A 22,125-nucleotide genomic window follows, 5' to 3' on the forward strand; every position below is an offset into this window, starting at 1 on the left:
ATTAATCTCTGTTTCCAAATGTTTCCTTAAATTCTTCTGCCCATTTACGCTTTCCGAGTAAAAATGCCCAGGCTGATTCCAAAATCAAATCCTCATCAAATCCGAGACGTCTTGCGTTATTCTTGACAAAGTAACCGGTATATATGTCTTCCTTATAAGAAAACGTTTTATTCCTGGTCGCGAAATATAGCGGGGAACGCTCATTCATATATACCAATTCGATTAAGGATTCGCTCTCCAGATGATATACCCAAATTCGCTCTTCGTCAGTGTCAAAACTGAATGAATTACTTTTTGAATAATGATATTCGTTTTCATAATGATAATCCACGAGTCCCGTTTCAATTACAATAAATCTAGGTTGTTGGAATTCGGCTACTTTCATTTTTCCTTTAAAATTACATTTTTTTTTAATGTGTATCTTAAAGCATTCAAAGGTTTCATCTAAAATCTCTGTTCTAAAATTTCACCTTTTAATTCCTCAAACAGTTTCAGAATTCTTTCTTTATCGGCTTCTATCTTTAATATATCGAATTCTTCAGTCGATATACTGCATCTGAATTCCCATATTTCCAGTATATTCTCCTTTGCAATTTCATAGGAGTTATAGAATTTATTGTCAGCGCCAACTTTAATCTTGCTCGAAGATTGTTCTTCGAGTCTTTTATAGGTGATGCCTTCACGGGTTATGAATATATAAGATTTTCCTAATTTTAAATCACTGAGAGATTCAACATATTGTCCTATAATAAAATTTCCGTCTTTGTACGGTGGCATAGAATCACCCTCAACAGGAAATGCCCGATACTTTCCGTGATTGAGAAATGGAAGGGACATTGTCTGCAGGTTTTCAATATACTCTGGATCAGAATAACCAACCAGATAACCCATCGATGCTTTGAATGGAATAACTTCGATTTTATTTTCACCTTTACTATCCGTTTTGATAGGCAATAATATTCTGTTGTCAGGCAGCTTTAGCAACTCCTCCAATTTATATTTTCGTAAATCTATTGAAATTAATAGATCCACACTTACCTTATAATAGCGGGATATCTTAAGTAGAATGTCAATGGGTGGATCACTGGCACCCTCCTCATATTTGCTATATCTACCTCTTGTAATATGAAGCGCATCCGCAACAATTTGTTGTGAAGCATTAAGTTCGTTTCTCAGAAAACGCAGATTATCAGCGAGTAATAACATTGCTATAATTTATAGCAACAAAGTTAGTGTATTTTGCTAAAAATCATAGCAATTTTGTAAAATAAAACTTGACAGTATGCAAAGGGCGATAGTACATATGGATCTGGACACTTTTTTTGTGTCCTGTGAGCGGTTGGTCAACTCAGAATTGAATGGCATACCCCTCATTATTGGCGGTGGTGACAGGGGTGTCGTGTCATCTTGTTCTTATGAAGCGAGATCTTTCGGCGTTCGTTCGGCTATGCCAATGCGAATGGCGTTGCGCTTATGCCCCCAGGCCAAGGTCGTCAAAGGTGACATGGAACTTTATTCAAAAATGTCCCACACAGTGACTGAGGTGATCGAGGAAACTGCACCACTTATGGAAAAAGCATCAATAGACGAGTTTTATCTTGATTTGACCGGAATGGACAAGTTTTTCGGGGCATACAAATGGACAAAAGAGCTGGGAGCAAAGATCGAAAGAGAGACGGGACTTCCGATCAGTTATGCATTGTCAGTTAATAAAACGGTAAGTAAAATAGGCACGGGCGAATCTAAACCACATGGACATCGTGAAATTCCCTCTTTGGGCGTTCATTCCTTTTTAAGCCCATTGTCAATAAGAAAGATGCCGATGGTGGGAAATGCAACATTTCAGCTTTTTTCAAGAGTTGGAATTAGAACCATTGGGACGCTGGCCGAAATGCCTGTGGAGGTATTGCAACAAATGATCGGAAAGAATGGTATTGACTTGTGGAAGAAAGCAAACGGTATTGATGAAACTCCTGTTGTCCCATATTCAGAAAGGAAATCTATATCAAAAGAACGCACCTTTAGCAGTGATACGATGGATGTCAAGGAAGTAAAGGGGCTCATTGCTGGTATGGCGGAGCAATTAGCACATCAATTGAGACAGGAAAAATGGCTGACCTCCACTGTGGTAATCAAGATTAGGTATTCAAACTTTGATACAGAAACCAAACAATGTCGGGTGACATATACCTCGGCAGATCATACCCTTGCCAGGGTTGCTGTGGAACTTTTCGATAAAATTTATTCCAGGCGAATGCGGCTTCGATTGGTAGGCTTACGTTTTACAGATCTGGTACACGGTAGCTACCAAATGAACCTGTTTGAAGATTCATCTGAATTGATCAGCTTATATCAGGCGATGGATAATATCAAGAATCGGTTTGGAAGCTCTGCTGTCGGCCGGGCAATAGGCTTTGACTTTTTACATTAAAACGCACAAGTATGTTTTTAAACTGTCATTCTTACTATAGTCTTCGATATGGCACATTATCCATAGATGACCTTGTATCCCAAGCTTCGGCGCTGGGAGTAAGGGAACTTGTATTGACCGATATCAACACCGTTACGGGTATATATGAATTTAAGAAGAAATGTGAACAACATGGTATAAAACCAATAGCAGGAGTAGAGGTTCGAAAGAATAATATCCTCCAATATATTTGCATTGCGAAAGAATTTGATGGCTTATCGGAAGTGAATAGAATATTGTCATCTTATAACTGCGATGAGGTTGATCTTCCAGTAAGACCGAATCTTCAGAAGAACTTTATAATTTATCCGCTCAATAATATTCCTGCAGATCTTAAGGATAACGAATTTGTTGGGGTAAGGCTAGAAAACTTAAACCTTTTGATTCGCGCGGAATACAAAAAGCTAATTCCGAAGATGGTCATCCTACATCCGGTAACATTCAGTACTAAAAAAGAATATAATCTACATCGGATTTTAAGAGCTATAGATAATAACGTATTGCTTTCGAGGCTTCAGGAAGATGATGTATGCGCAAAATCTGAATATTTTAAGCCCTCGGATATTATTTTAAAAATTTATGAAAATTATCCTCAGATTATCCAGAATACCGCGTCATTACTAGCAGATTGTGAGTACCGATTTGAATTTGGCACACCAAGGAATAAAAAGCACTATACCGGAACAAAGGCTGATGACTTGATGTTATTGACACGATTGGCCCATGCGGGGTTAGAAAGACGATACGGAAAACACCACCAGCTAGCTAAAAAACGGATTGAGAAGGAATTGAAAGTAATTGATGAATTGAATTTTAGCGGTTACTTTCTGATAACCTGGGATATCATCAGGTACAGCAACAGTATGGGATTTATGCACATCGGCCGTGGGAGCGGGGCGAACAGTATTGTTGCATACTGTTTGGGAATCACTGACATATGTCCGCTGGAGCTTGATCTCTACTTTGAACGTTTTCTGAACGAAAACAGAAAAAGTCCCCCCGATTTTGATATTGACTGGTCTTGGCAGGAACGTGATATTATCCTTGATTACATTTTCAATCGTTATGGGAAAGAGTTCGTGGCGTTCTGCGGAACAAATGTTGAATTTAAATACAGATCAATTATCCGTGAGGTCGGTAAAGCATTTGGTTTACCAAAGGAAGAATTAGATGAACTCAGCAAAAATCCTGAAAAGGTTTTTCGGGATGAGATTGTCCAACAGGTACAGAAATACGGAAAGCTTTTAGAAAAATTTCCAAATCAGAGAAGTATGCATTCCTGTGGGATACTGATTTCAGAAGAGCCACTGACGAATTTTACAGCACTCGAAATGCCTCCTAAAGGGTTTCCCATCGTGCAATGGGATATGCATACCGCTGAGGAAATAGGTTTTGAAAAATTTGATATTCTATCTCAGCGTGGGCTGGGAACTATTAATGACACTGTAAAACTTCTCGAAGAAAAACGGGGAATAAAAGTCAACATTAAAGACACTTCAATTTCTAAGAATGAAAAGCAATGCAATGAGTTCTTAAGTCAGGGCAAAACTATCGGCTGCTTTTACATAGAGTCACCAGCAATGCGTGGCTTGCTTCGGAGATTGAAATGTGATAATTATAAAACCTTAGTAGCAGCCTCATCGATCATACGTCCAGGAGTCGCACAGTCCGGTATGATGCGGGAATACATTTTCCGCCATAACAATCCAGACCAGTTTGAATATTTCCACCCCGTATTTGAACAGCAGCTGGGAGAGACATATGGGATAATGGTGTATCAGGAGGATGTCATTAAGATCGCCTTGCATTATGGTGGCGTATCTGCTGCCGATGGGGATATACTGAGACGGGCAATGAGCGGAAAAGGCCGTTCGCTTGCTGCGTTACAGAAGGTTAAGGATGATTTTTTTGATGCCTGTAAGAAACAGGGACATCCAGAAGAATTAAGTAAAGAGATCTATCGACAGATAGAATCTTTCGCTGGTTATTCGTTCTGCAAAGCTCATTCAGCATCCTATGCTGTAGAAAGTTACCAGAGCTTATTCCTTAAGGTCAATTATCCCATTGAATTTATGGTAGCTGTAATCAACAATATGGGGGGATTCTACAGAACCGAAGTGTACGTCCATGAGGCAAGAATGTCGGGAGCAACAATATTAAATCCATGTGTTAATCATAGTGAGTATCAAACTACGGTATTTGGTGATAAGATATATTTAGGTTTGATGCATCTTGAAAAAGTAGAAAAAAAGGTAGCTGAACTGATTCCCGAAGAAAGGCGCAGAAATGGGGATTATAAATCAATGGAAGATTTTATTAAAAGAATCCCGATAGGTATTGAAACAATTCAGATCTTTATTTTCATTGGCGCTTTTCGTTTCAGTGGTGTTCCAAAAAACGAGTTGCTTCTAAAAGCGAGGGTTCTGCTCGGTGAATTTAAGCCGGAACGTCGTTTTGAAACTTTATTTGAGCAGCCGGTAAAAGAATTTAAATTTCCTGAATTGAGACGTGATATCTTTGAAGACGCTTTTGATGAAATCGAGATCCTGAGCTTTCCTGTTTCATGTACTCCGTTTGACCTACTAAAAACTAAATATAGGGGAACCGTAATGGCAAAAGATTTGACCACCTACCACAAGAAAGAAGTGAAGATGCTCGCATATCTGATTTCAAGAAAGCATGTTCCAACGAAAAGGGGAACGATGTATTTTGGTACCTGGGTCGATGTTAATGGTGACTACTTTGACACAGCACATTTTCCAGACTGTCTTGGGAAGTATCCATTTCAGGGCGGCGGATGTTATTTGTTGCTGGGAATTGTTGAGGTTGATTTTCATTTTCCAACGATTACAATTACTAAAATGGCAAAAATGCCTTTCATTCCTGATCCGAGATATGCCCATGATGAAGCAAAAAAGTTTGAAGCACAAGAACGTATAAAAGAGGATGTCAGCATGACCTTTAGGGCTCCTTATCCACAGGAGAATGAAATTGGCTTACCCCGATATAAAGCCAAATGATTGGCAATCTATGATTTTTTTAATCATTTAAATTATCGCGATATTTTACCATCTCCAGTGTCTATCATCAATGTATTGTAGCGAATGATCGGAACAAAATCCTTGGATGTAATCCAAAAACTCAGGCAAATCTTTTATCTGGTCTTTTGGGAACACTAGATAGTTTCCAACAATAAGTTTAATAAATATATTATCAATGGTTTCAGAAACATAGCTAAAGTTGTCATAGTTATGTTTTGAACTTGCCATAGATCCCACAATTTCAAGATAGTTACCTTCAAAAGTTACAGTAAATTGTTCCCCAAAGAGATTTTTATGCTCATCTGCTTTTATTAATTTTTTAAAGGACCGCCAATAAAACCACCGCTGAAACCTTGGGAAAATAATAACAGCAATGGCGCCGACAATAGTAATAAGTAGTGAAAGTTGCTTGTTGAAAAAGAATAATATTATGGCAAACCCAATCAAAATAAATACTAAAAGCTTTTTATTCGTGCGTAGCAGTTTCTGAAACTGCGGAGATTTTGAATTGGTATACAATAAACCTTCAAGTTCTAATTTCTCTGTTCGCGTAAAAACTAATTTCATCATTATTCGTTAGCATATTAAAATCCAATTCTATTTTTGTTCAATAAAGATTTACAGGCATAAAAGCACTTAAACAAAAATAAAACTATCCATGTAACCATATTTACTACACCAGAAGTCAGCCCATAAATGAAATGCTTTCTCAGTAGAAACTTGTTTTAGCCGCTGTAATCTTTCTCCAACTTCGTTAGGATTAAAGCCAGGTCCATTTATTGTAAGCCAAGCTTTGTCATATTCTTTTTTTACCATGTAATATTCAAATAATTCCTTCTTTTCAATATCTGGTTTAAGCCAATCAGGAATATTATCTAGGGGCTGATATTTAGGTTTCCTATTAAAAATTGAAAATCCTCTATTTTTAATATCGTATCCAAGCCATTCCTTTTGAAAAATTTCAAAGAAAGAAGCCTGTAAAATATTTCTTTCAATAATTACTGATTCATTGCTAGGATGACTACCGTCATAGTTATTTTTATTGTAGATGCAGTTTAATGGTTGATTCTCAATGAAAATTGGAAGAAAACATTCAGTGTTATTAGTTTCTCTTTCACTAATTTCATAAAATTTAGATAAATCTTCCTTTGAAATCTGCAATTTTTTAGCAAGACTAAGAAATTCATCAGTCATTACATAATTAAATTGATCAATAAATTGTTCAAATAACATTCCTTCGATAAACTGCTCATAGCTTCTGGCAGACTCACCTATTAGAAAACCGTTTCCAAAGTCAATATATCCAAATGTATATTCTCGCTCACAAAACCAATGCTTAATAATTCCCTCAGCTACTGGAGTAGAATTATAATCAATTATGATCGGAATAAATAACGGAGGAAAGGGAAAGTCTGCTTTATCATTTTTAGATGTAGCCCCATAGTATTCCCAACCACTATATTCACTAAAGGGTCTTATTGTTCCCATTGAAATCTCAGTTATTCTGGGATCTGAACAAATTTCATTTAAAATTTCTTTCATTCTTTAATTTCGCCTCACACTTATATGAAAATAAAACTATCCATATCCCCATACTTTTCACACCAAAAGTCCGCCCATAAATGATAGGCTTTCTCATTGGTGAATTCTTTCAGACGGTATAGTCTTTCACCTACTTCTTTGGGGGTAAAGCCAATACCATTAATTGTGAACCAGGCTTTGTCGTACTCTCTAGAAATAATATACTTTTCAAATAGCTCTTTTTTATTTGTATTGGCTAAAAGCCATTCGGGAATATCGTCGATTGGTTTATATTTTGGATGTTTTTTAAAAAAAGGAAAACCTGACTTATCCTTATTGTATCCAATCCATTCTTTTTGAAAGATTTCAAAGTAACAAGACTTTGGAACATTGCTCAAAATTATCAGTTTATCGTTAGAGGGAAATTCACCATCATAAATTTCATTTTCTTTTAGACAGGAAAGCGGTCTATTTGTATCAATTATCGATAAATTACATTCTGGATTTTGTTGATGGCTCTGATTTGCTTGTTGAAATTCTAAAAAATTTTGATTTCTCAACCCCATGAGTGCCGCACATTTTTCTAGTCTTTCAGTAACAATACAATCCTCGCTGTTCACGAATTCGTTAAACAACAATCGCGAAAACAGTTGCTTCTCGTTTCTGGCAATTTCATTTGTTTGAAACCCAGATCCATCTATCATATCTCCAAAACTAATTTTCCTGTCTGAAAACCAGTGTTTAATAATTCCCACATGATAATGGTCTGCGTCATAACTATACATAAAAGGTATGAAAAACGGTGGATGAGCAAATGAGCCTGTTTTTGGCTCTTCAATATAAAACCTAAACATGCTATACTCATCAATAATCGGAATTTCACCTTTATACAATGATTTAAGTTCCTTTCCTAAATTTAATTCATTTAATATATTTTCCAACATAGAATAACAGCACTTAAACAAATCTAAAGAGTAACATACGAAAAGAGGGGATCTATTTACTACCAACTCATAAAACCAAAGTCATTTGGTATTTGCCAATTTGGATTATCAAAAGCAGATTTAATTATATCTACACATTGATCATAATCGCATTCTTTCTGAAAGGAGCCCCGTTTCTGCGGATCGGGAATATCCGCCATCCATAGATTATCATCGTTCCAATCAAATTGAATTATTTTATCATTGGTCTTAAAGCCAATAAAGCTTCCTTTTTCTTCCGATAGATTATAGAAAGTTTCTAATGCATTTTCTAAAGTCATTTCACGGGCTTCACTAGATTCAATTCCTTCGTCTGAGGATGAGTCATAATAGAATGTCCTAATCATAATAAATTAAATTTTTTAATAATTTTATCTTTCGAACCAATTATGTTTCCTGAAATCTCTCCTGAAATTGGGTCTTCTTTTAGACCATATTTTATCTTTGTCAGATCCTGAATTACAACAACGATTATAGCAATCAGCTGTTCATTTGATTCTGACTTTAACTTTTCATAAAGGAAAGGTAATATCATGTCTTTAGCAGCTGGAATCCTAAAATATATCTGACGCATTGCAGTGATCAGAAAACATTTAAGATCCAGTTCTTTTTCCGTTAAAAAATGATTTTGTAAAATACTTATCATGTCTGTATCTCCTAACCATCCAATTGCGATAATAGCCTTATACCTTAGATCATAAATAGTGCTGTCCAAATATGGAGTTATATCGCTGAGATATTTCTTAACGCCGGATAATCCTAATAGATGAATTACATTTGATTTTTTTGTTGTATCGTTTTCATTTTTAAGTTTTTCACTTAAAAAAATCAAACCAGCTTCGCCTCTTTTTAAGAAACCTTTTCCTAGAATTCTTTTTAGATCTTTATTTTGACTGTCTTGGAATAACTGATAATGTTTTTCCATCCCTTCATGGGAGGTATCTAACAATAGTTTGTTTAAAAAGTCATTATGTACTTTGAAACTATCGGTTTCATTAGCCTTTTGATAGTTCAAATCTATATTATCATTCATTTTGTTAAATTACTAATTTATTTAAGAATTTTGGGTTTATTGGCAGGTCCGAATTCGTGATATTGATCTCCACAAATTTTATGCCTAGCCCTATGGGTGTCTTTAGGCTGAGTTTTCATATTATCCGCCACGTCTATTTCAGATTTACCCTCATTCGTACTTCTTGTATACAAAGGCTCTTCATGAGAAACTTCATAACCTTCAGGAACTTTATTTCCGTTATTATCTTTAATAAATTGACGGGCTTCCGGTGTTAAATCCGCATTTGGATCATCCGCATCTCTCAACAGGGTTTTCCTACGCTCAGACATACTTCTATTGTATTCATCCCCTGTACGGGACTTGCCACCAGTTGCATTTGGATCTTTAGCGTATGTTCCGTCTGGATTCCTTAGCTTTCCGTTACTATCTCTAAATGTACCAGGCGGATCGGCTGGCGGGTTTGATTCAAATGCATCCCCTTTAAGATTAGCTGAATTTTCAGTAGGAGTTTCAGTGTTACTGTTGGGGCTTTTAGCTACAGGCTCTTGCTTATTCACAATACCATCATCTGTAGCCGGTTTCGCACTAGCAGGGTCGGTATTAGATTTACCTTGCGCAGCGGCCCTTGCTTCCGCAGCTGCAAGTGAAGGAGCTGTTTTAATATTAATAAATGGGCCAATGAGATCTGAACCGAAGAGAAGAACATCATTTAATGTAATAGATTGATATCCATTTTCTTGAATTCTCTTTATAGCTTCTTTTTCAGGTATTGCCATGTCCCATTTCTGTTCTTCACTTAAATCCCAAGCTTCGCCTCTTTGGTATTGATTGTATCCCGATGTACCTTTTACAGCACCCATAATACCTAAATTTATACCAATGCTTGACCATGTTGGCCAAGTAAATGCAACAGACTGCGAAAGCGTCGCTACTCCGCTCATACCCGTAAAGGCACTGGCTCCAAGTCCTCCCAAAAGACCAATTCCCGCACCACCTAATGCACATTCCAAAAAGGTAGTAAAATATGAAAGACCAGCTTGCATGTAGGCATCATTCCAGGTTTTAATGTTGGGCGCGTATTTAACTACTCCACCAACATCACAGGTCATAACACAATCACTTGTAATCGCAGGTGTATTGGTTAACAAAAGATCTCCTTTACTGTCTGACCAATGTCTCACCTGAGCATTCTTTTGACCACATTTCATATTTCCCTCGACCATTCCTATGATACCTCCGACAATACCGCCCCCAGCACCAATGGCAACTAACGCTAGAAGACCAAGCCCTGCACCGCCAGTTGCAATCACAAAAGCTGAAATAACAACAGCCGCAACAACAACTACTATTGCTGTCAATATAGCGGTCATTAGCATGGATTTAGTGCATCCAAAATCAATGGTACTCAAAGTGGCCGTATCCGCTACCGTAATATACGTCTCTCCACCACCTTCCTTTGTATTGCTCTTTCGGGTTCCTTGTACAGGCGCGGGCATTGCGCCGGAAGAACACATCCAAAAATCTTTTTCAGTTATGATCTTTCCCATCCTCCTTTCTCAAAATCCGTTTTCTTTTATAATAATATAGCCTAACTCGTTTCTCGAACATTCTCATTTCAAAAAGATATGAGCGTAAAGTGATAATTTCTCCACTCCGATGAGACAGTTCAATAAGAAACGCTTTTCCATTAAATTTTTCTTCAATAGCCAAATTGCTGGTAAAATTTAAAGACAGTCGGAATTTCCCAAAACTGAAAGTTTTCGGGAGTTTTTTATCTTGATTTTTTATTGCTGTAATATTGGTCATAACGTCTTACTCAATGGTCAATTCAATTTGTTTAGTATCCAGTTCCTGTTCTTTCAATAATTTCTCTTTTAGGATCTCCTCACACACAAGAGTATAGGTCATTTTCATATACAGATCTTTATCAGCAATCTCATTCCTGTATATCTTGGCCTGAATCAGACGACCTGTTTCTTCTTCAATTTCGTATTTTCCGGTTTCATCAAGTTCCGTGGTAAGTTTTCCTATGTCTTTCATTTGACTAAATTGCAGGTAGGCACGTTGATAGAATCCAGCCCCAAGAACTACTGACGGAATACCTTTTACTTGTAAAATTATATTCCTGTCCGAATTACTGTAATCTCTAATAATTTCGTACATATAGCGCCAGGTTACATTTGCAGTCTTGAACCAGTTCGTTCCTGTCAGTATTTCGGATTTTGGTAGATTCTTTTCAAAAAATTTATTAAAATAAATCATAAAGAATTCACCATACTGAATCCCTTGTATCAATCGTGATTCATCATTGAAAATACTGTCATGTAGCTGAATCGCGTTTTTAATATCAGGAGTACGCTCGGCAATTGCTACCATTTCTTTTTTTACATCTTTCCATTTATCAAGGACAACATGAAGGTTTAGTATTTTTTTAATTACTCCGGCTTGATCAATAATCAGATGAAGTTCATTGTACATACGGGAAAATACCTGTGTCATAGTTGCCGTTTCTTTCACAATTGGATTATCTGTATGTAATAAGATATGGTCAAGTAATAGCAACTTTACCTCAATTTCTCCTTCGTTGACAGAAACAACGGTGAAATCCCATCGAAGTTTTGTCTTACTCTCCATTTTAACATTGACACCATAGAGATCCGTATCAATATACATCGTGTACTGTTCTGAAAATGGCCGACGGATCTTTATTATTTTGCTTTTCATCGGTTAGTATTTATCAGTTAATGAAAGCATCACCACCATCGATTTTTGTCTGACCACCTCCGATATGATTTGATGGTGAAGTCAGATTGATTCCTTCCTTAGCTGCAAGACCGATGCCCTCAGCTCCAATTCCAATTATTTTACCACTGAGGACAATCTTACCATCTGACATAAGTGTCATCGAACTGGCTCCTGTTTTAATGGTAATGTTGGTATCACATTCCAATTTTATATTCCCCGCATTATCCATTTTAAACATCGAATTTGCACCTCCGCCTTTTTTCCCACCAACATTTATGGAACTTGTACTTCCTGCATTAATTTTATGACTTGCATTCACATTTGTATCGGCATTCCCAGCACCGTCAAATTTCATGTTTGCTCCACCTTGGTCAGTAAGAAAAACAGAACCCTCTCCGTCGTTGAGCTCCAGTTTATTTCCGCTTCTGCTACTAAGACTTTTAATATTATTTCCTTCGCCTCCTCCGGCTCCGATTCCACCGTGATACATTCCGCCCATAACAAAAGGACGATCAGGATGAAGATGCACATAATTAACAATTACCTGATCTCCAACTTCGGGTATAGACATAAATCCCCTGTTTTTTCCAACCTTATCACTACTTCCTGCATCGGGTGACATAACACGAATAAATTCAGTAGTATCCTGACCTTTTTGCCAGTCCAGCTGTACCTGTACCCTTCCCTGATTTAAGGGGTCTGTATTAGATATTACTTTTGCAAATTGTGGCTCCGCTAATGGATTGGTATATTCTGGTCTTGGCAGAAAGCCCGTATCGGAGGCAATTGCTTTAAATGATCCTTCATAATAGCCTCTGGCATCTACCTGATGAAGAGCTTCAATAACCATTAATTTCGTAAAGAAAGTAGTCTCATTGGAGTCCCGCTTTCGCATTTCTATATCAGCGACGCAGCCAGGATAAAGAAATGGCAAACTTGTTTTTCCAGAAGTAACCAATACCTCTGCAGCTTTGCTTCCAGCAGTACCTTTTTGGGAAGCATCAATATCCATAAAAGATGTTGCTTTGATCGGTGCAACCCGTAAGGACGGTGTTTGAAATGTCCTTTCAGAAATCTCGTAGGCACGTTTGGCAATATCCGAGGTATGGGTGATTTTGGAACCGCTGCCTTGAAACTTTTCATCTTTACTACTATTATAACCGTAAAATGTCGGTTTTACATGCTGAGCTTTCATTTTGATCTTAACATCACTTAAATTACTTCCGTAAACCAGTTTAACAGATTGTTCCTGTGGTGGCATTTTCCCAAAATGGAGAATTTCGCCGTCATAAAAGAACTGCTCACCATAGGCTTCTGCAATTCTTGCCAAGTAATTAAAATGTGTTTCTTCATATTGACAGCTGTATGGAATATTACCGTGCTGAGCATCAACACGAAAATCATATTTTCCCTGATCCAGTGCTTCTTTAATTACTTCAGTTGCAATGCTGTTCAGGCTGATTGGCTGCATACCTCCGAAACTCTGGATATGGGGTGCTGCATCTAATAAAATTGTTGGACTATATCCTGAAAATACAATATTTCCCAAACTGCCTTTTTCCTGACTAAAGCCAACCTCTGTTATAACACCGACAAAGTTACGCTCAGGACTTTGCTCAACTTCTTTATATTTAAAAACAACTGTAATTCTCTTACCTAAAAATTTCTGTGCATTTTCCAGGTTATGATTCTCATGATCTCCCAATGTATCATGGGCCAGGATAAGTTCAAATTTATGATGTTTTGAAGCTCTCTGTTTTAATTTGAAATGTTTGAAATATTTTATCGGCTTGCCTTCAACATGAATGTCAAGATTCACCACTCGATTTATGCCTGCAATGACATTTTCGGGAATTGCTTTGGCATTATAGATCTGTGAAGTAGGTTGTTTGCCCCAGATTTTTTCTTTTGAGATCTCTGGCTCATTGGGTAATATCGACTTATTGAACATCTGTTTCCCTGTGCTGATGGCATTTTTAACTTTAACGGCATCTTGGTCTAGATCTTCAACATTTACATTTTTTTTGAATTCGTTCTCATAATTCATCTTATCTGAATACTTTCCGGTATGGGAAAGATCCCTTTCTTCTTGAAACATGATAATAATTTTTTCGGTTGTGTTTAATTAAAATATAATCCTTTGGGTAGGATTCTTTGAGGACAACTGCAAACAAAAAGGTAGGCCCTGTTCCATTTACATTAATTTCACTTGCTTGTAATTGTAGCGAAAACTAGCGGGAATACCTCAACAAGAGGTGATTTGAAAATTAAATAAATGATTCATTAGCGGTTTTTAATAGGTTAATAATTAATGACTTGGTAAGCCAATATATAACTATAAAAATTTCTGACAAAATTTTATACCACATTTTTGAGAAATTGTCGTATTTCTACGACTGGAGATATAAGGATAGGATTATATGGAATTTTAGCTTTTAAATGGCTTACTTCTGATAGGCTTCAATACTCTTTTGGCGTCTTTCCTGATCTTTTTTGAAAGTTCTTGCTGTCCATAAAAAACCAATACCTAAAATGATCAGAGCATACGCTATCCATTTGCCAAATCTTTCCACTAAGGTTATAATGACAGATCGCTCATAACTGGAAAAGCCTTCAGCGCCTGCGGGACCACGACGGTAGAATTTACGTCTGTTGATCCAATAACGTAAAGCCAGTCCGAGAATTAAAAAGCCAATGCCCATAACTAATAAAGGTGTCATATTCAGTGTTTTGGTTGCTATAAAAATACGAATTTTTTTTTTCTTCATTGGATATGACTAGGAAAAAATGGGGTTGTTTCACTGTGAAACAACCCCCACTTCTATTTCCTCAACCGTATAATCCTGCAATCCTGATTTAATCTATAATCTGAATCTTCTTCTTTTCCGTTCCGGTTTCCGGTTCTTTTTCTGATCTGAAAGACTTTTGTTTTGTTTATCTTTTTGCTGAGAGACTGGGTTTTCTTTTTCAAAATGTCCGACATGCTCCAAAGTTTTTTCTTTTGGGTTATTTTTTTCATTACTGATCTCCTTTTTTTCAATTTTTGTTAGTTCGTTCTCTACTTTGTCAGCATAATAAAAAGCTGTCATTTCCACATTGATTAAGTTTCCCTTTCTTACAAGTATGGTAGGATCTTTTATGCCTTCCAGCATCGCTTTATAAATCCATTCTACCGATAACTGAACCACAAAATCACGATCCGTGGTGTTTTCAAAGCAATATTCTGTCGCATCATAATTAGTTCGGAAAGTAGGAAGTGATTTCAGGTCTTCAAGGGTGCATAATGTTATCCAATCACCATAGGCTAAATATCTTTTACCTTTATCAAGTGTTCTTTTTAGATAGTCGATTGTAAGCAAATAATCGTATTCTGAAATCGTCATCGTTAAGTTTTAATGAGAGAAAAATAAATGAGACAGCTTTGATCATAAAGCTGTCCCATTACATTAATTAATCAATACTGTTAAATTGAAAGCTCAATTGTCTTTCATTTCCAAAATTATCGAGTATCCATTATGTTGTGTAAGCATTTATGTTAGTGTTCCAGATATTTTATTGTTTAACACTTAATAATAAAAGATAAAGTAATCTGGAACACAACATAATATTTGCATGATTATTCTAAAATAAAAATGGAAACAAATTATCAGCAGATATTTTTACTTGATTTTTAATGGGATCAAAATACTATTGATTTTAAGCTCAACCAATAGTGAAAAAGACAAGTTCGTAAGAGAATTCATATATACCTATTTAGCTTTTGTTATATTTAAAGCTAAATCTATAGTGTTGGAACTTTTGAATATTCAGTATAATTGAGATATTTTTATCTTTAAAAAGATTGCTTGAAAACAGATTATTAGCATTGAAATAATGGTATCATATTTTTTAGATCATTTTTAATATATATCCCAAAAATGATCCCCCAAAAACTACAAACGCACTATTGATTTTTTTGAATTTTAAAACTATGATCGAACTTACAACCGCAATCAAAATAGTTCGCCAATCGGTAATCGTTTCTTTACCCATTTCAAAACACACGGCTACAATTATGGCAACGGATGCTACATTGACAGCATCTAAAAAGGCAGATAACCCTTTAGAACTTCGCAATTTTTTCATTAACGGATTGAGCAGTGCTACAAAAACAAATGATGGGAGGAAAATAGCTATAGTTGAAACAATAGCTCCTGAAAGCCCATTGATTTGAAAGCCGATAAATGTTACCGACGAAAAAACAGGACCGGGCGTGAACTGACCCACGGCAATGGCATCCATTAATTGTTGTTTGGTGAGCAGACCTGTATCTACCAATTCCGTATCTAAAAAAGCGAACAAGACATAACCGCTTCCATAAAGTATGGACCCGATTTTAAGGAATGTCCAGAATAATTGGGCATTAGTGGTAGTCCAGAAAGTTGTCTGTGTGATTTGCAGAAAAGTAAGCGGTACAATATTTTGAAATTTATCGGGCTTTTTGTTCTGAATATAAAACAGTGAAAGAGCCAGTAAACCTGCCCCAAACATTAAATAAATTTCTTCAATTCCAATCACGGCTGCTAACAATACTACAATACCAATGAAACCTAAAAATGGGGATTTGACAGACTTTCTTGCCAAAGGGTAAACCGCCCCAATTATAATAGCAATGATAGCAGGCTTAATACCGTAAATGAATGGTTGAACCTCAGGTAATTGCCCATATTGGCGATATAGTAATGCAAAAATTCCGGTGATGAATACGGCAGGTAGAATAAAACATAAACCTGCTATTATCAATCCTTTCCAACCTCCTTTATCATGACCGATATGGATCGCCATTTCAGTACTGTTTGGTCCTGGAATGAGATTGGTTGCACCCAGTAAATCTAAAAAGTGCTGCTCGTTCATCCACTTTCGTTTGATCACTACTTCATCCCGCATCATAGCAATATGTGCCGCTGGACCTCCAAAACCTATAATACCCAACTTCCCGAAAACTTTTGCGATTTCTTTTAAGTTTACGTTCTCTTCCATTTTAACTATCTTAATTCGACTTCATCTATTTGATTAAAAGTTCAGGATTAAATACCTTCATTGTGATTTTTAGATTGATCTACCAGATTATCAATCGACCATCGGCCTCCACCTTTTATCAATAGAAAAATACTTCCCAACAGCATTGCCCAGTCGGTGCGGCTTCCGTGCATCATTTCCCAAAAACCTTTAACGGCTAAAACTTCCGATTTGGTGGTTGCAAAGGCTACTAACATAATCATGATTAACGGAATGCTTGCCAGTCTCGTTAGAAGCCCTATAAGAATAAGTATTCCACAGAGGATTTCAAAAGTACCCACAAAGTTTCCTAAAAATTCGGGCAAGGGCAATCCTATTTTTTCAAACCGTCCTGCACCACGTATAGCAGGGAATAAAAATTTCTGAATCCCTTCAGAAAGAAATACTGCACCCACCATCAGACGGATTAGTATAGTTCCTTTCGAGTTGTCTGTCTGTAAAAATCGTTTTATCATTTTCCTATGGGTGATTGTCTTTGGGTTGGAGTTTTTACAGTAAAGAAAGGTACTTTTTCCATTGCATGACAGCTAACACAACTATTGGTCAGCATCTGGAAATTTTCATTAAATATAACCGTATCTCTTTTTTCAAGTGCCTCTTTCATTTGAGGAAGGATAACGGTTAAAAAATGCTGTGCGGATTGTGCCCGTTTAGGCCTTCTTTCCAGGCCATTTTCAATTGCCTTTTGGATTTTCTCCAATTGATAATCGGCATATCCCCAGTTTTCGTCTTGTCCAGCCCAATATAATTCCTGATAACGATATCCGGTTTCAACCATTGCCATATCGAAACCACGAAATTGATTTTCTATCGTTTCAAGCTTTTTTTGCTCGTTTCCTTTTATCCACTGCCCCTGGACTGTTTCTTGTTTTTGGTTACAAGCCGAAATAAAAAGAATTATTAACAAACATGTTGAATATTTCATTGCTTACAATTTACTCTACACAAATTTCGTACAATACAAGTCACCTTATACGGTATATTTGAAAATATTCCGACAGTTTTTAGGTATTGCGGAATACCTGTGGTGTAATGCCTGCAAAGCGTTTGAAATACTTTACAAAGTGGGAAGTATCATTAAAATTCAAACTATAGGCAATTTCAGAAACACTGTTTTCCGTATAAATCAATTGTCTTTTTGCCTCGCTGATGATATGCTCAGCAATTACTTCTGCCGCTGATTGGCTTAGTGTTTTACGACAAATAGCATTTAGATTTTGTGGTGTCGTATGGAGCTTTTCTGCGTAGTAGGCAACATTGTTCTGCAGGTCATTTGTCTGGTTCAGTAACTCCCTGAGCAATGCAATGATATCATCCGTTTTGTTGGTCTTAATTACCAGAGGTTTTGCGGCAATCAATATTTTAGCAAATAGTGCTTTCAATAATCCTTCTGTAACTGTAAAGTCTTTTTCTTTGGTGAGTAAATTGAACAACGTACCGATACTTTCAGTTTCTCTCAAATGAATGCAAGTTAATCCGCTTAGTTTGGATAAAAGACTTTTTAGTTCGCCGTCCATCGAGTTATCTACAAAACCTTTCTTTAAAAGTAGTACATAACCATCTGGTGTATCTGTAATATCCCAATGATGTACCTGTTCTTTTCGAACAAAAAATAGTGTCGGTGGATCTATCGGAAAAGGAGTATGGTCGATGGTGTGGCAACCGCTTCCTTTCCGCAGGTAAATAATTTCAAAATAACTGTTGTGCTTATGAGGTTCGGTTTTACGAATTTCCTTTTTGAACGGCAAAACCTTTATTAGTTCTGCTGCTTCAATTTTACTTTTTATGCTGATGCTCTTTTTCAACTAATTTCTTCTCATATTTTTATGTTATAAAATTAATTATAAAAACAGAGCAAAAATAGCCATATCTCAATCTTCGTTACTAAAACTTTTAATAACGAAGATGTTCAATAGCAAAAAAACACAACTGATGTTTTTTTTGCTATTAATTATGGCTTAAACTATTGGTCTTCATCTTATTTTTCCGGCATTACCTTATAGGTAGGATCTTCATGAAGGTTCACTTCAATAAAGCCACTGGCATTATCCAGAAGTTGTATACAATCTGGGCTGAGGTGCTTTAGAACAACTTCTTTATTATTAGCTGTATATTTTTCGGTCACTTTTTTCAGTGCTTCAATGGCAGACATATCAACGATACGGGATTCTTTGAAATCAATAATTATTTTTTCCGGATCACCCTGCGCATCAAATTTCTCTGCAAAAGCTGTCGTGCTCCCAAAGAAAAGGGGACCGTAAATTTCATACACTTTATTACCCATTTCATCAATTGATTTTTTAGCTCTGATTCTTTTTGCATTATCCCAGGCAAAAACCAAAGCGGATATAATAACACCAATCAGTACTGCTAAGGCAAGGTTATGAAGTAAAACAGTAATTATTGCTACAAGCATACCCACAAAAATATCTGATTTGGGCATTTTGGTTATGATACGGAATGAAACCCATTCAAAAGTGCCTATTGCCACCATCATCATAACACCAACTAAAGCAGCCATCGGGATCTGTTCAATAATCGGCCCACCTGCCAGAATGATAATCAAAATAGTAACCGCTCCGATAATTGCAGAGATTCTGGTTCTTGCTCCGGCATCGATATTTACCAAGGTTTGGGCTACCATAGCACAGCCTCCCATACCTCCAAAAAAGCCATTGGTAATGTTGGCTATACCTTGTGCGCAGGCTTCTTTATTGGAACGTCCTTTTGTATTGGTAATCTCATCTACCATATTTAAAGTCAATAAAGATTCAATAAGTCCCACTCCGGCCATAATTGCGGCGTATGGAAAGATGATTTTTAAAGTTTCTATGGTAAACGGAATATTTGGAATGTGAAAAGACGGCAGGGAACCACTCACTGATGCAATATCTATCACTTTCTTGGTATCTATGTTTAAGAAATACACCAGACCAAAAACAACAATGATGGCAACTAGTGATGCGGGGATGGCTTTCGTAATTTTTGGGAAAATTAAAACGATAGCAATTGTTAACATAGTCAATCCGGCCATTATAGCAAGTGCTGAACCTTCCATCCAAGAGCTTACTCCATTTTCTAACACTTTAAATTGGGCAACCTGAGCCATAAAAATAATCACCGCAAGACCATTTAAGAAACCATACATCACGGGTTGTGGTATCAATCTTACAAACTTACCTAGTTTCAGCACCCCGACTAATAATTGAATAATTCCTGCTAAAGCAACTGCTGCAAAAAGATATTCAACACCATGAGCGGAAGCCAGAGCAATTAGAACAACCACAGTAGCACCCGCGCCACCGGAAACCATTCCCGGTCTGCCACCCAAAAAGGCAGTAACAATTCCCATTAAAAAAGCTGCATAAAGTCCTGTTAATGGAGATAAACCTGCTAAAATCGCAAATGACAATGACTCAGGTATCATGGTCATCGCAACGGTTAATCCAGCTAAAATTTCATTTTTGATATTTACGTTTCGTAATGATTGAAAACTTAAGAAAGTGTTTTCCATAGATATAAATTGTATGTTGATCCCATAGTAAATTATGGAATAATGATTTAAAATTGATTTTTGAAAGTATAAGAAAAATTATCCAAAAAAGGCTTTTGGATATAGAATGAATTATTGGCCTGCTAAATTAAGGCGGTGTAACTTGAGAAGATGTAATTCTAAATAAATTCATAAGAGATTGCAAATATAAAGAAAATAGACTTATTAATTAAGTCTATTCACTATAAATTTGCTTTTTTTGAAACGGTCTAACTGTAATATCTTTTTTTCAACCACAAACTGGCCCTTACCAAAAGTATGAGTACCGGAACTTCTACTAACGGGCCAATTACGCCTACAAAAGCCTGCGGAGAGTTGATGCCGAACACTGCGATAGCTACCGCAATTGCCAGTTCAAAATTGTTTCCAGTGGCCGTAAATGCAATGGATGCGTTTTTATCGTATGGTACCTTCATTGATTTATTGATAAAAAAGCTTACAAAAAACATAAGGACAAAATAGATGACCAGTGGAATAGCTACTTTTACCACATCCATGGGAAGCTCCACGATTTTTTCACCTTTTAAGCTGAACATTAAGACGATCGTAAATAATAAAGCGTACAATGTTATAGGTGATATTGTAGGTACAAATTTTCTATTGTACCATTCTATACCTTTTGATTTAACTAAGATATATCGGCTTAGGAAGCCGGCCAGAAAAGGAATACCCAAATAGATAAGAACACTTTCTGTGACGTCCGTCATTGAAACACTGACATTGAAGTTGGCTAGTCCTAATTTACCGGGCAGTACATTGATAAATAGCCATACAAAGAAGCTATAGGTAAATACCTGAAAGATACTGTTTAAGGCTACTAATAAGGCTGCGTATTCTCGGTTTCCTTTAGCGAGATCATTCCATACAATCACCATTGCAATACATCTGGCCAAACCAATAAGAATTAATCCGATCATATAGTCCGGCTCATCTCTTAAAAACAAAATGGCAAGAACAAACATTAAAATAGGTCCTATCACCCAATTTAATAATAATGATATACTGATTACTTTTTTATCCCTAAAAGCAGTAGGTAGAAGGGAATAATCAACTTTAGCGAGTGGAGGGTACATCATTAAGATCAGTCCAATAGCTAATGGGACGTTAGTTGTACCTACGGATAGGGAATCCATAACTTTTGAAGTCCCGGGAAATAAGAATCCCAAGCCCACACCAACTGCCATGGCAAGAAATATCCATAAGGTCAGGTATCTGTCAAGAAATTTTAATTTTGGCTGCATACTATTTTAATTTATTCCTATCGTTTTACTTCTTCTTTCCATAATAATCGTGTCGCGCCAGGTGTCTCCCAGTTTTCCTATTTTCTCACGGAAACCGACTATTCTAAAACCAAAGCGTTGATGAAGCGCTACTGTTGCTTCATTTTCAGGAAACATTCCGCTTTGAAGCGTCCAAATTCCATAAGCTTCGCTTTCTTCAATTAGCCTGGCCATCAAGGTCTTTCCGACGCCTTTTCCTTTATGAGAATTAGAAACATAAATACTTACTTCTGCTACACCTCCGTAAACACATCGGTCACTCACTGCCGAAAGGGCTGCCCAGCCGACTATGATACCATCAACTACTGCTGCAAACCTGCTGTGTTTTAGTTTACTTTTATCCCAATCTTCCCACTCTGGGGTTGCTGTTTCAAAAGTGGCATGGCCTGTTTCAATGCCTTCTTTGTATATTCTGGAGATATTTGAATAATGCTCCTTACCGATTGCTGTTATTTCCAT

General features: G+C 36.7%; 21 protein-coding genes. 2 read left to right on the forward strand and 19 right to left on the reverse strand.

The genetic code is table 11. The annotated features are described in order from the left end of the window. Nucleotide 1: 1 nt before the first annotated feature. Together B4G94_RS01325 and B4G94_RS01330 are read right to left on the reverse strand one after the other, a co-directional pair. Nucleotides 2-385 carry a hypothetical protein gene (locus B4G94_RS01325; RefSeq protein ID WP_286856647.1) on the reverse strand — a complete coding sequence of 128 codons (384 nt, stop codon included), beginning with the start codon at nt 383-385 and terminating at the stop codon, nt 2-4. Between the two features lie 59 nt (nt 386-444). Beyond that, the gene (locus tag B4G94_RS01330) at nt 445-1,206 is read right to left on the reverse strand and encodes an XRE family transcriptional regulator (protein ID WP_286856649.1); all 762 of its coding nucleotides are present in this window, start codon (nt 1,204-1,206) and stop codon (nt 445-447) included. Nucleotides 1,207-1,282: 76 nt separating this feature from the next. On the opposite strand from B4G94_RS01330, the gene dinB reads away from it, so the two are divergent. After that, a complete protein-coding gene (gene dinB, locus B4G94_RS01335; protein WP_286856651.1) occupies nt 1,283-2,431 on the forward strand; it encodes a DNA polymerase IV in 1,149 nt (382 codons plus the stop codon). An 11-nt stretch (nt 2,432-2,442) separates the two neighbouring features. Beyond that, nucleotides 2,443-5,490, forward strand: coding sequence for a DNA polymerase III subunit alpha (locus B4G94_RS01340; RefSeq protein WP_286856653.1), 3,048 nt, complete (start codon nt 2,443-2,445; stop codon nt 5,488-5,490). 45 nt (nt 5,491-5,535) lie between these two features. Here B4G94_RS01340 and B4G94_RS01345 read toward each other — a convergent pair whose 3' ends face one another. From B4G94_RS01345 to B4G94_RS01425, 17 genes are all read right to left on the reverse strand, one after another. Beyond that, entirely contained in the window at nt 5,536-6,081 is a 546-nt protein-coding gene (locus B4G94_RS01345) for a hypothetical protein (protein WP_124533526.1), read from the reverse strand. A 66-nt stretch (nt 6,082-6,147) separates the two neighbouring features. Continuing rightward, nucleotides 6,148-7,053 carry a hypothetical protein gene (locus tag B4G94_RS01350; protein WP_286856657.1) on the reverse strand — a complete coding sequence of 302 codons (906 nt, stop codon included), beginning with the start codon at nt 7,051-7,053 and terminating at the stop codon, nt 6,148-6,150. 20 nt (nt 7,054-7,073) lie between these two features. After that, the gene (locus B4G94_RS01355; RefSeq protein WP_286856660.1) at nt 7,074-7,976 is read right to left on the reverse strand and encodes a hypothetical protein; all 903 of its coding nucleotides are present in this window, start codon (nt 7,974-7,976) and stop codon (nt 7,074-7,076) included. 59 nt (nt 7,977-8,035) lie between these two features. Continuing rightward, complete coding sequence (locus B4G94_RS01360; protein WP_124533520.1) at nt 8,036-8,362, reverse strand: hypothetical protein; 327 nt, start codon at nt 8,360-8,362, stop codon at nt 8,036-8,038. Continuing rightward, nucleotides 8,359-9,048 (reverse strand): HEAT repeat domain-containing protein, encoded by a 690-nt coding sequence (locus B4G94_RS01365; protein ID WP_124533518.1) that lies wholly within the window; start codon nt 9,046-9,048, stop codon nt 8,359-8,361. Before B4G94_RS01365 ends, B4G94_RS01360 begins: the two co-directional genes overlap by 4 nt. A 17-nt stretch (nt 9,049-9,065) precedes the next feature. After that, nucleotides 9,066-10,577 carry a hypothetical protein gene (locus B4G94_RS01370; RefSeq protein ID WP_124533516.1) on the reverse strand — a complete coding sequence of 504 codons (1,512 nt, stop codon included), beginning with the start codon at nt 10,575-10,577 and terminating at the stop codon, nt 9,066-9,068. A gap of 265 nt (nt 10,578-10,842) precedes the next feature. Continuing rightward, nucleotides 10,843-11,754: a hypothetical protein gene (locus B4G94_RS01375; RefSeq protein WP_286856663.1), complete on the reverse strand. Its 912-nt coding sequence runs from the start codon at nt 11,752-11,754 to the stop codon at nt 10,843-10,845. Between the two features lie 13 nt (nt 11,755-11,767). Next, on the reverse strand, nt 11,768-13,873 hold the full coding sequence (locus B4G94_RS01380) for a type VI secretion system Vgr family protein (protein ID WP_286856665.1): 2,106 nt from the start codon (nt 13,871-13,873) through the stop codon (nt 11,768-11,770). 346 nt (nt 13,874-14,219) lie between these two features. Continuing rightward, entirely contained in the window at nt 14,220-14,495 is a 276-nt protein-coding gene (locus tag B4G94_RS01385; protein ID WP_124533510.1) for a molybdenum ABC transporter permease, read from the reverse strand. A gap of 141 nt (nt 14,496-14,636) precedes the next feature. Continuing rightward, nucleotides 14,637-15,158, reverse strand: a complete 522-nt coding sequence (locus tag B4G94_RS01390; protein ID WP_286856667.1) for a hypothetical protein — start codon at nt 15,156-15,158, stop codon at nt 14,637-14,639. A gap of 505 nt (nt 15,159-15,663) precedes the next feature. After that, complete coding sequence (chrA, locus tag B4G94_RS01395) at nt 15,664-16,794, reverse strand: chromate efflux transporter (RefSeq protein ID WP_286856668.1); 1,131 nt, start codon at nt 16,792-16,794, stop codon at nt 15,664-15,666. A 47-nt stretch (nt 16,795-16,841) separates the two neighbouring features. Next, nucleotides 16,842-17,288, reverse strand: coding sequence for a DoxX family protein (locus B4G94_RS01400; protein ID WP_286856669.1), 447 nt, complete (start codon nt 17,286-17,288; stop codon nt 16,842-16,844). Beyond that, nucleotides 17,285-17,758: a hypothetical protein gene (locus B4G94_RS01405; protein ID WP_286856670.1), complete on the reverse strand. Its 474-nt coding sequence runs from the start codon at nt 17,756-17,758 to the stop codon at nt 17,285-17,287. The genes B4G94_RS01400 and B4G94_RS01405 overlap by 4 nt, the downstream gene beginning before the upstream one ends. Before the next feature lie 79 nt (nt 17,759-17,837). Beyond that, nucleotides 17,838-18,638 (reverse strand): helix-turn-helix domain-containing protein, encoded by an 801-nt coding sequence (locus B4G94_RS01410; protein WP_286856671.1) that lies wholly within the window; start codon nt 18,636-18,638, stop codon nt 17,838-17,840. Nucleotides 18,639-18,811: 173 nt separating this feature from the next. Then, a complete protein-coding gene (locus B4G94_RS01415; RefSeq protein WP_286856673.1) occupies nt 18,812-20,347 on the reverse strand; it encodes a SulP family inorganic anion transporter in 1,536 nt (511 codons plus the stop codon). 248 nt (nt 20,348-20,595) lie between these two features. Continuing rightward, a complete protein-coding gene (gene arsB, locus B4G94_RS01420) occupies nt 20,596-21,627 on the reverse strand; it encodes an ACR3 family arsenite efflux transporter (protein WP_286856674.1) in 1,032 nt (343 codons plus the stop codon). Between the two features lie 6 nt (nt 21,628-21,633). Continuing rightward, on the reverse strand, nt 21,634-22,125 hold the full coding sequence (locus B4G94_RS01425) for a GNAT family N-acetyltransferase (protein WP_286856675.1): 492 nt from the start codon (nt 22,123-22,125) through the stop codon (nt 21,634-21,636).

This window comes from Sphingobacterium sp. UBA7625 (genome assembly GCF_002484085.1).
Taxonomy (GTDB): domain Bacteria; phylum Bacteroidota; class Bacteroidia; order Sphingobacteriales; family Sphingobacteriaceae; genus Sphingobacterium; species Sphingobacterium athyrii.

Excerpts from the sequence above, each read along its gene's own strand:
- dinB (WP_286856651.1), top strand. The coding sequence starts at position 1,283 with ATGCAAAGGGCGATAGTACATATGGATCTGGACACTTTTTTTGTGTCC.
- B4G94_RS01385 (WP_124533510.1), bottom strand. The coding sequence starts at position 14,495 with ATGACACCTTTATTAGTTATGGGCATTGGCTTTTTAATTCTCGGACTG.
- B4G94_RS01330 (WP_286856649.1), bottom strand. The coding sequence starts at position 1,206 with ATGTTATTACTCGCTGATAATCTGCGTTTTCTGAGAAACGAACTTAAT.
- B4G94_RS01425 (WP_286856675.1), bottom strand. The coding sequence starts at position 22,125 with ATGGAAATAACAGCAATCGGTAAGGAGCATTATTCAAATATCTCCAGA.
- B4G94_RS01370 (WP_124533516.1), bottom strand. The coding sequence starts at position 10,577 with ATGGGAAAGATCATAACTGAAAAAGATTTTTGGATGTGTTCTTCCGGC.
- B4G94_RS01390 (WP_286856667.1), bottom strand. The coding sequence starts at position 15,158 with ATGACGATTTCAGAATACGATTATTTGCTTACAATCGACTATCTAAAA.
- B4G94_RS01380 (WP_286856665.1), bottom strand. The coding sequence starts at position 13,873 with ATGTTTCAAGAAGAAAGGGATCTTTCCCATACCGGAAAGTATTCAGAT.
- B4G94_RS01340 (WP_286856653.1), top strand. The coding sequence starts at position 2,443 with ATGTTTTTAAACTGTCATTCTTACTATAGTCTTCGATATGGCACATTA.
- B4G94_RS01415 (WP_286856673.1), bottom strand. The coding sequence starts at position 20,347 with ATGGAAAACACTTTCTTAAGTTTTCAATCATTACGAAACGTAAATATC.
- B4G94_RS01360 (WP_124533520.1), bottom strand. The coding sequence starts at position 8,362 with ATGATTAGGACATTCTATTATGACTCATCCTCAGACGAAGGAATTGAA.
- B4G94_RS01400 (WP_286856669.1), bottom strand. The coding sequence starts at position 17,288 with ATGATAAAACGATTTTTACAGACAGACAACTCGAAAGGAACTATACTA.
- arsB (WP_286856674.1), bottom strand. The coding sequence starts at position 21,627 with ATGCAGCCAAAATTAAAATTTCTTGACAGATACCTGACCTTATGGATA.
- B4G94_RS01405 (WP_286856670.1), bottom strand. The coding sequence starts at position 17,758 with ATGAAATATTCAACATGTTTGTTAATAATTCTTTTTATTTCGGCTTGT.
- B4G94_RS01345 (WP_124533526.1), bottom strand. The coding sequence starts at position 6,081 with ATGATGAAATTAGTTTTTACGCGAACAGAGAAATTAGAACTTGAAGGT.
- chrA (WP_286856668.1), bottom strand. The coding sequence starts at position 16,794 with ATGGAAGAGAACGTAAACTTAAAAGAAATCGCAAAAGTTTTCGGGAAG.
- B4G94_RS01355 (WP_286856660.1), bottom strand. The coding sequence starts at position 7,976 with ATGTTGGAAAATATATTAAATGAATTAAATTTAGGAAAGGAACTTAAA.
- B4G94_RS01350 (WP_286856657.1), bottom strand. The coding sequence starts at position 7,053 with ATGAAAGAAATTTTAAATGAAATTTGTTCAGATCCCAGAATAACTGAG.
- B4G94_RS01325 (WP_286856647.1), bottom strand. The coding sequence starts at position 385 with ATGAAAGTAGCCGAATTCCAACAACCTAGATTTATTGTAATTGAAACG.
- B4G94_RS01375 (WP_286856663.1), bottom strand. The coding sequence starts at position 11,754 with ATGAAAAGCAAAATAATAAAGATCCGTCGGCCATTTTCAGAACAGTAC.
- B4G94_RS01365 (WP_124533518.1), bottom strand. The coding sequence starts at position 9,048 with ATGAATGATAATATAGATTTGAACTATCAAAAGGCTAATGAAACCGAT.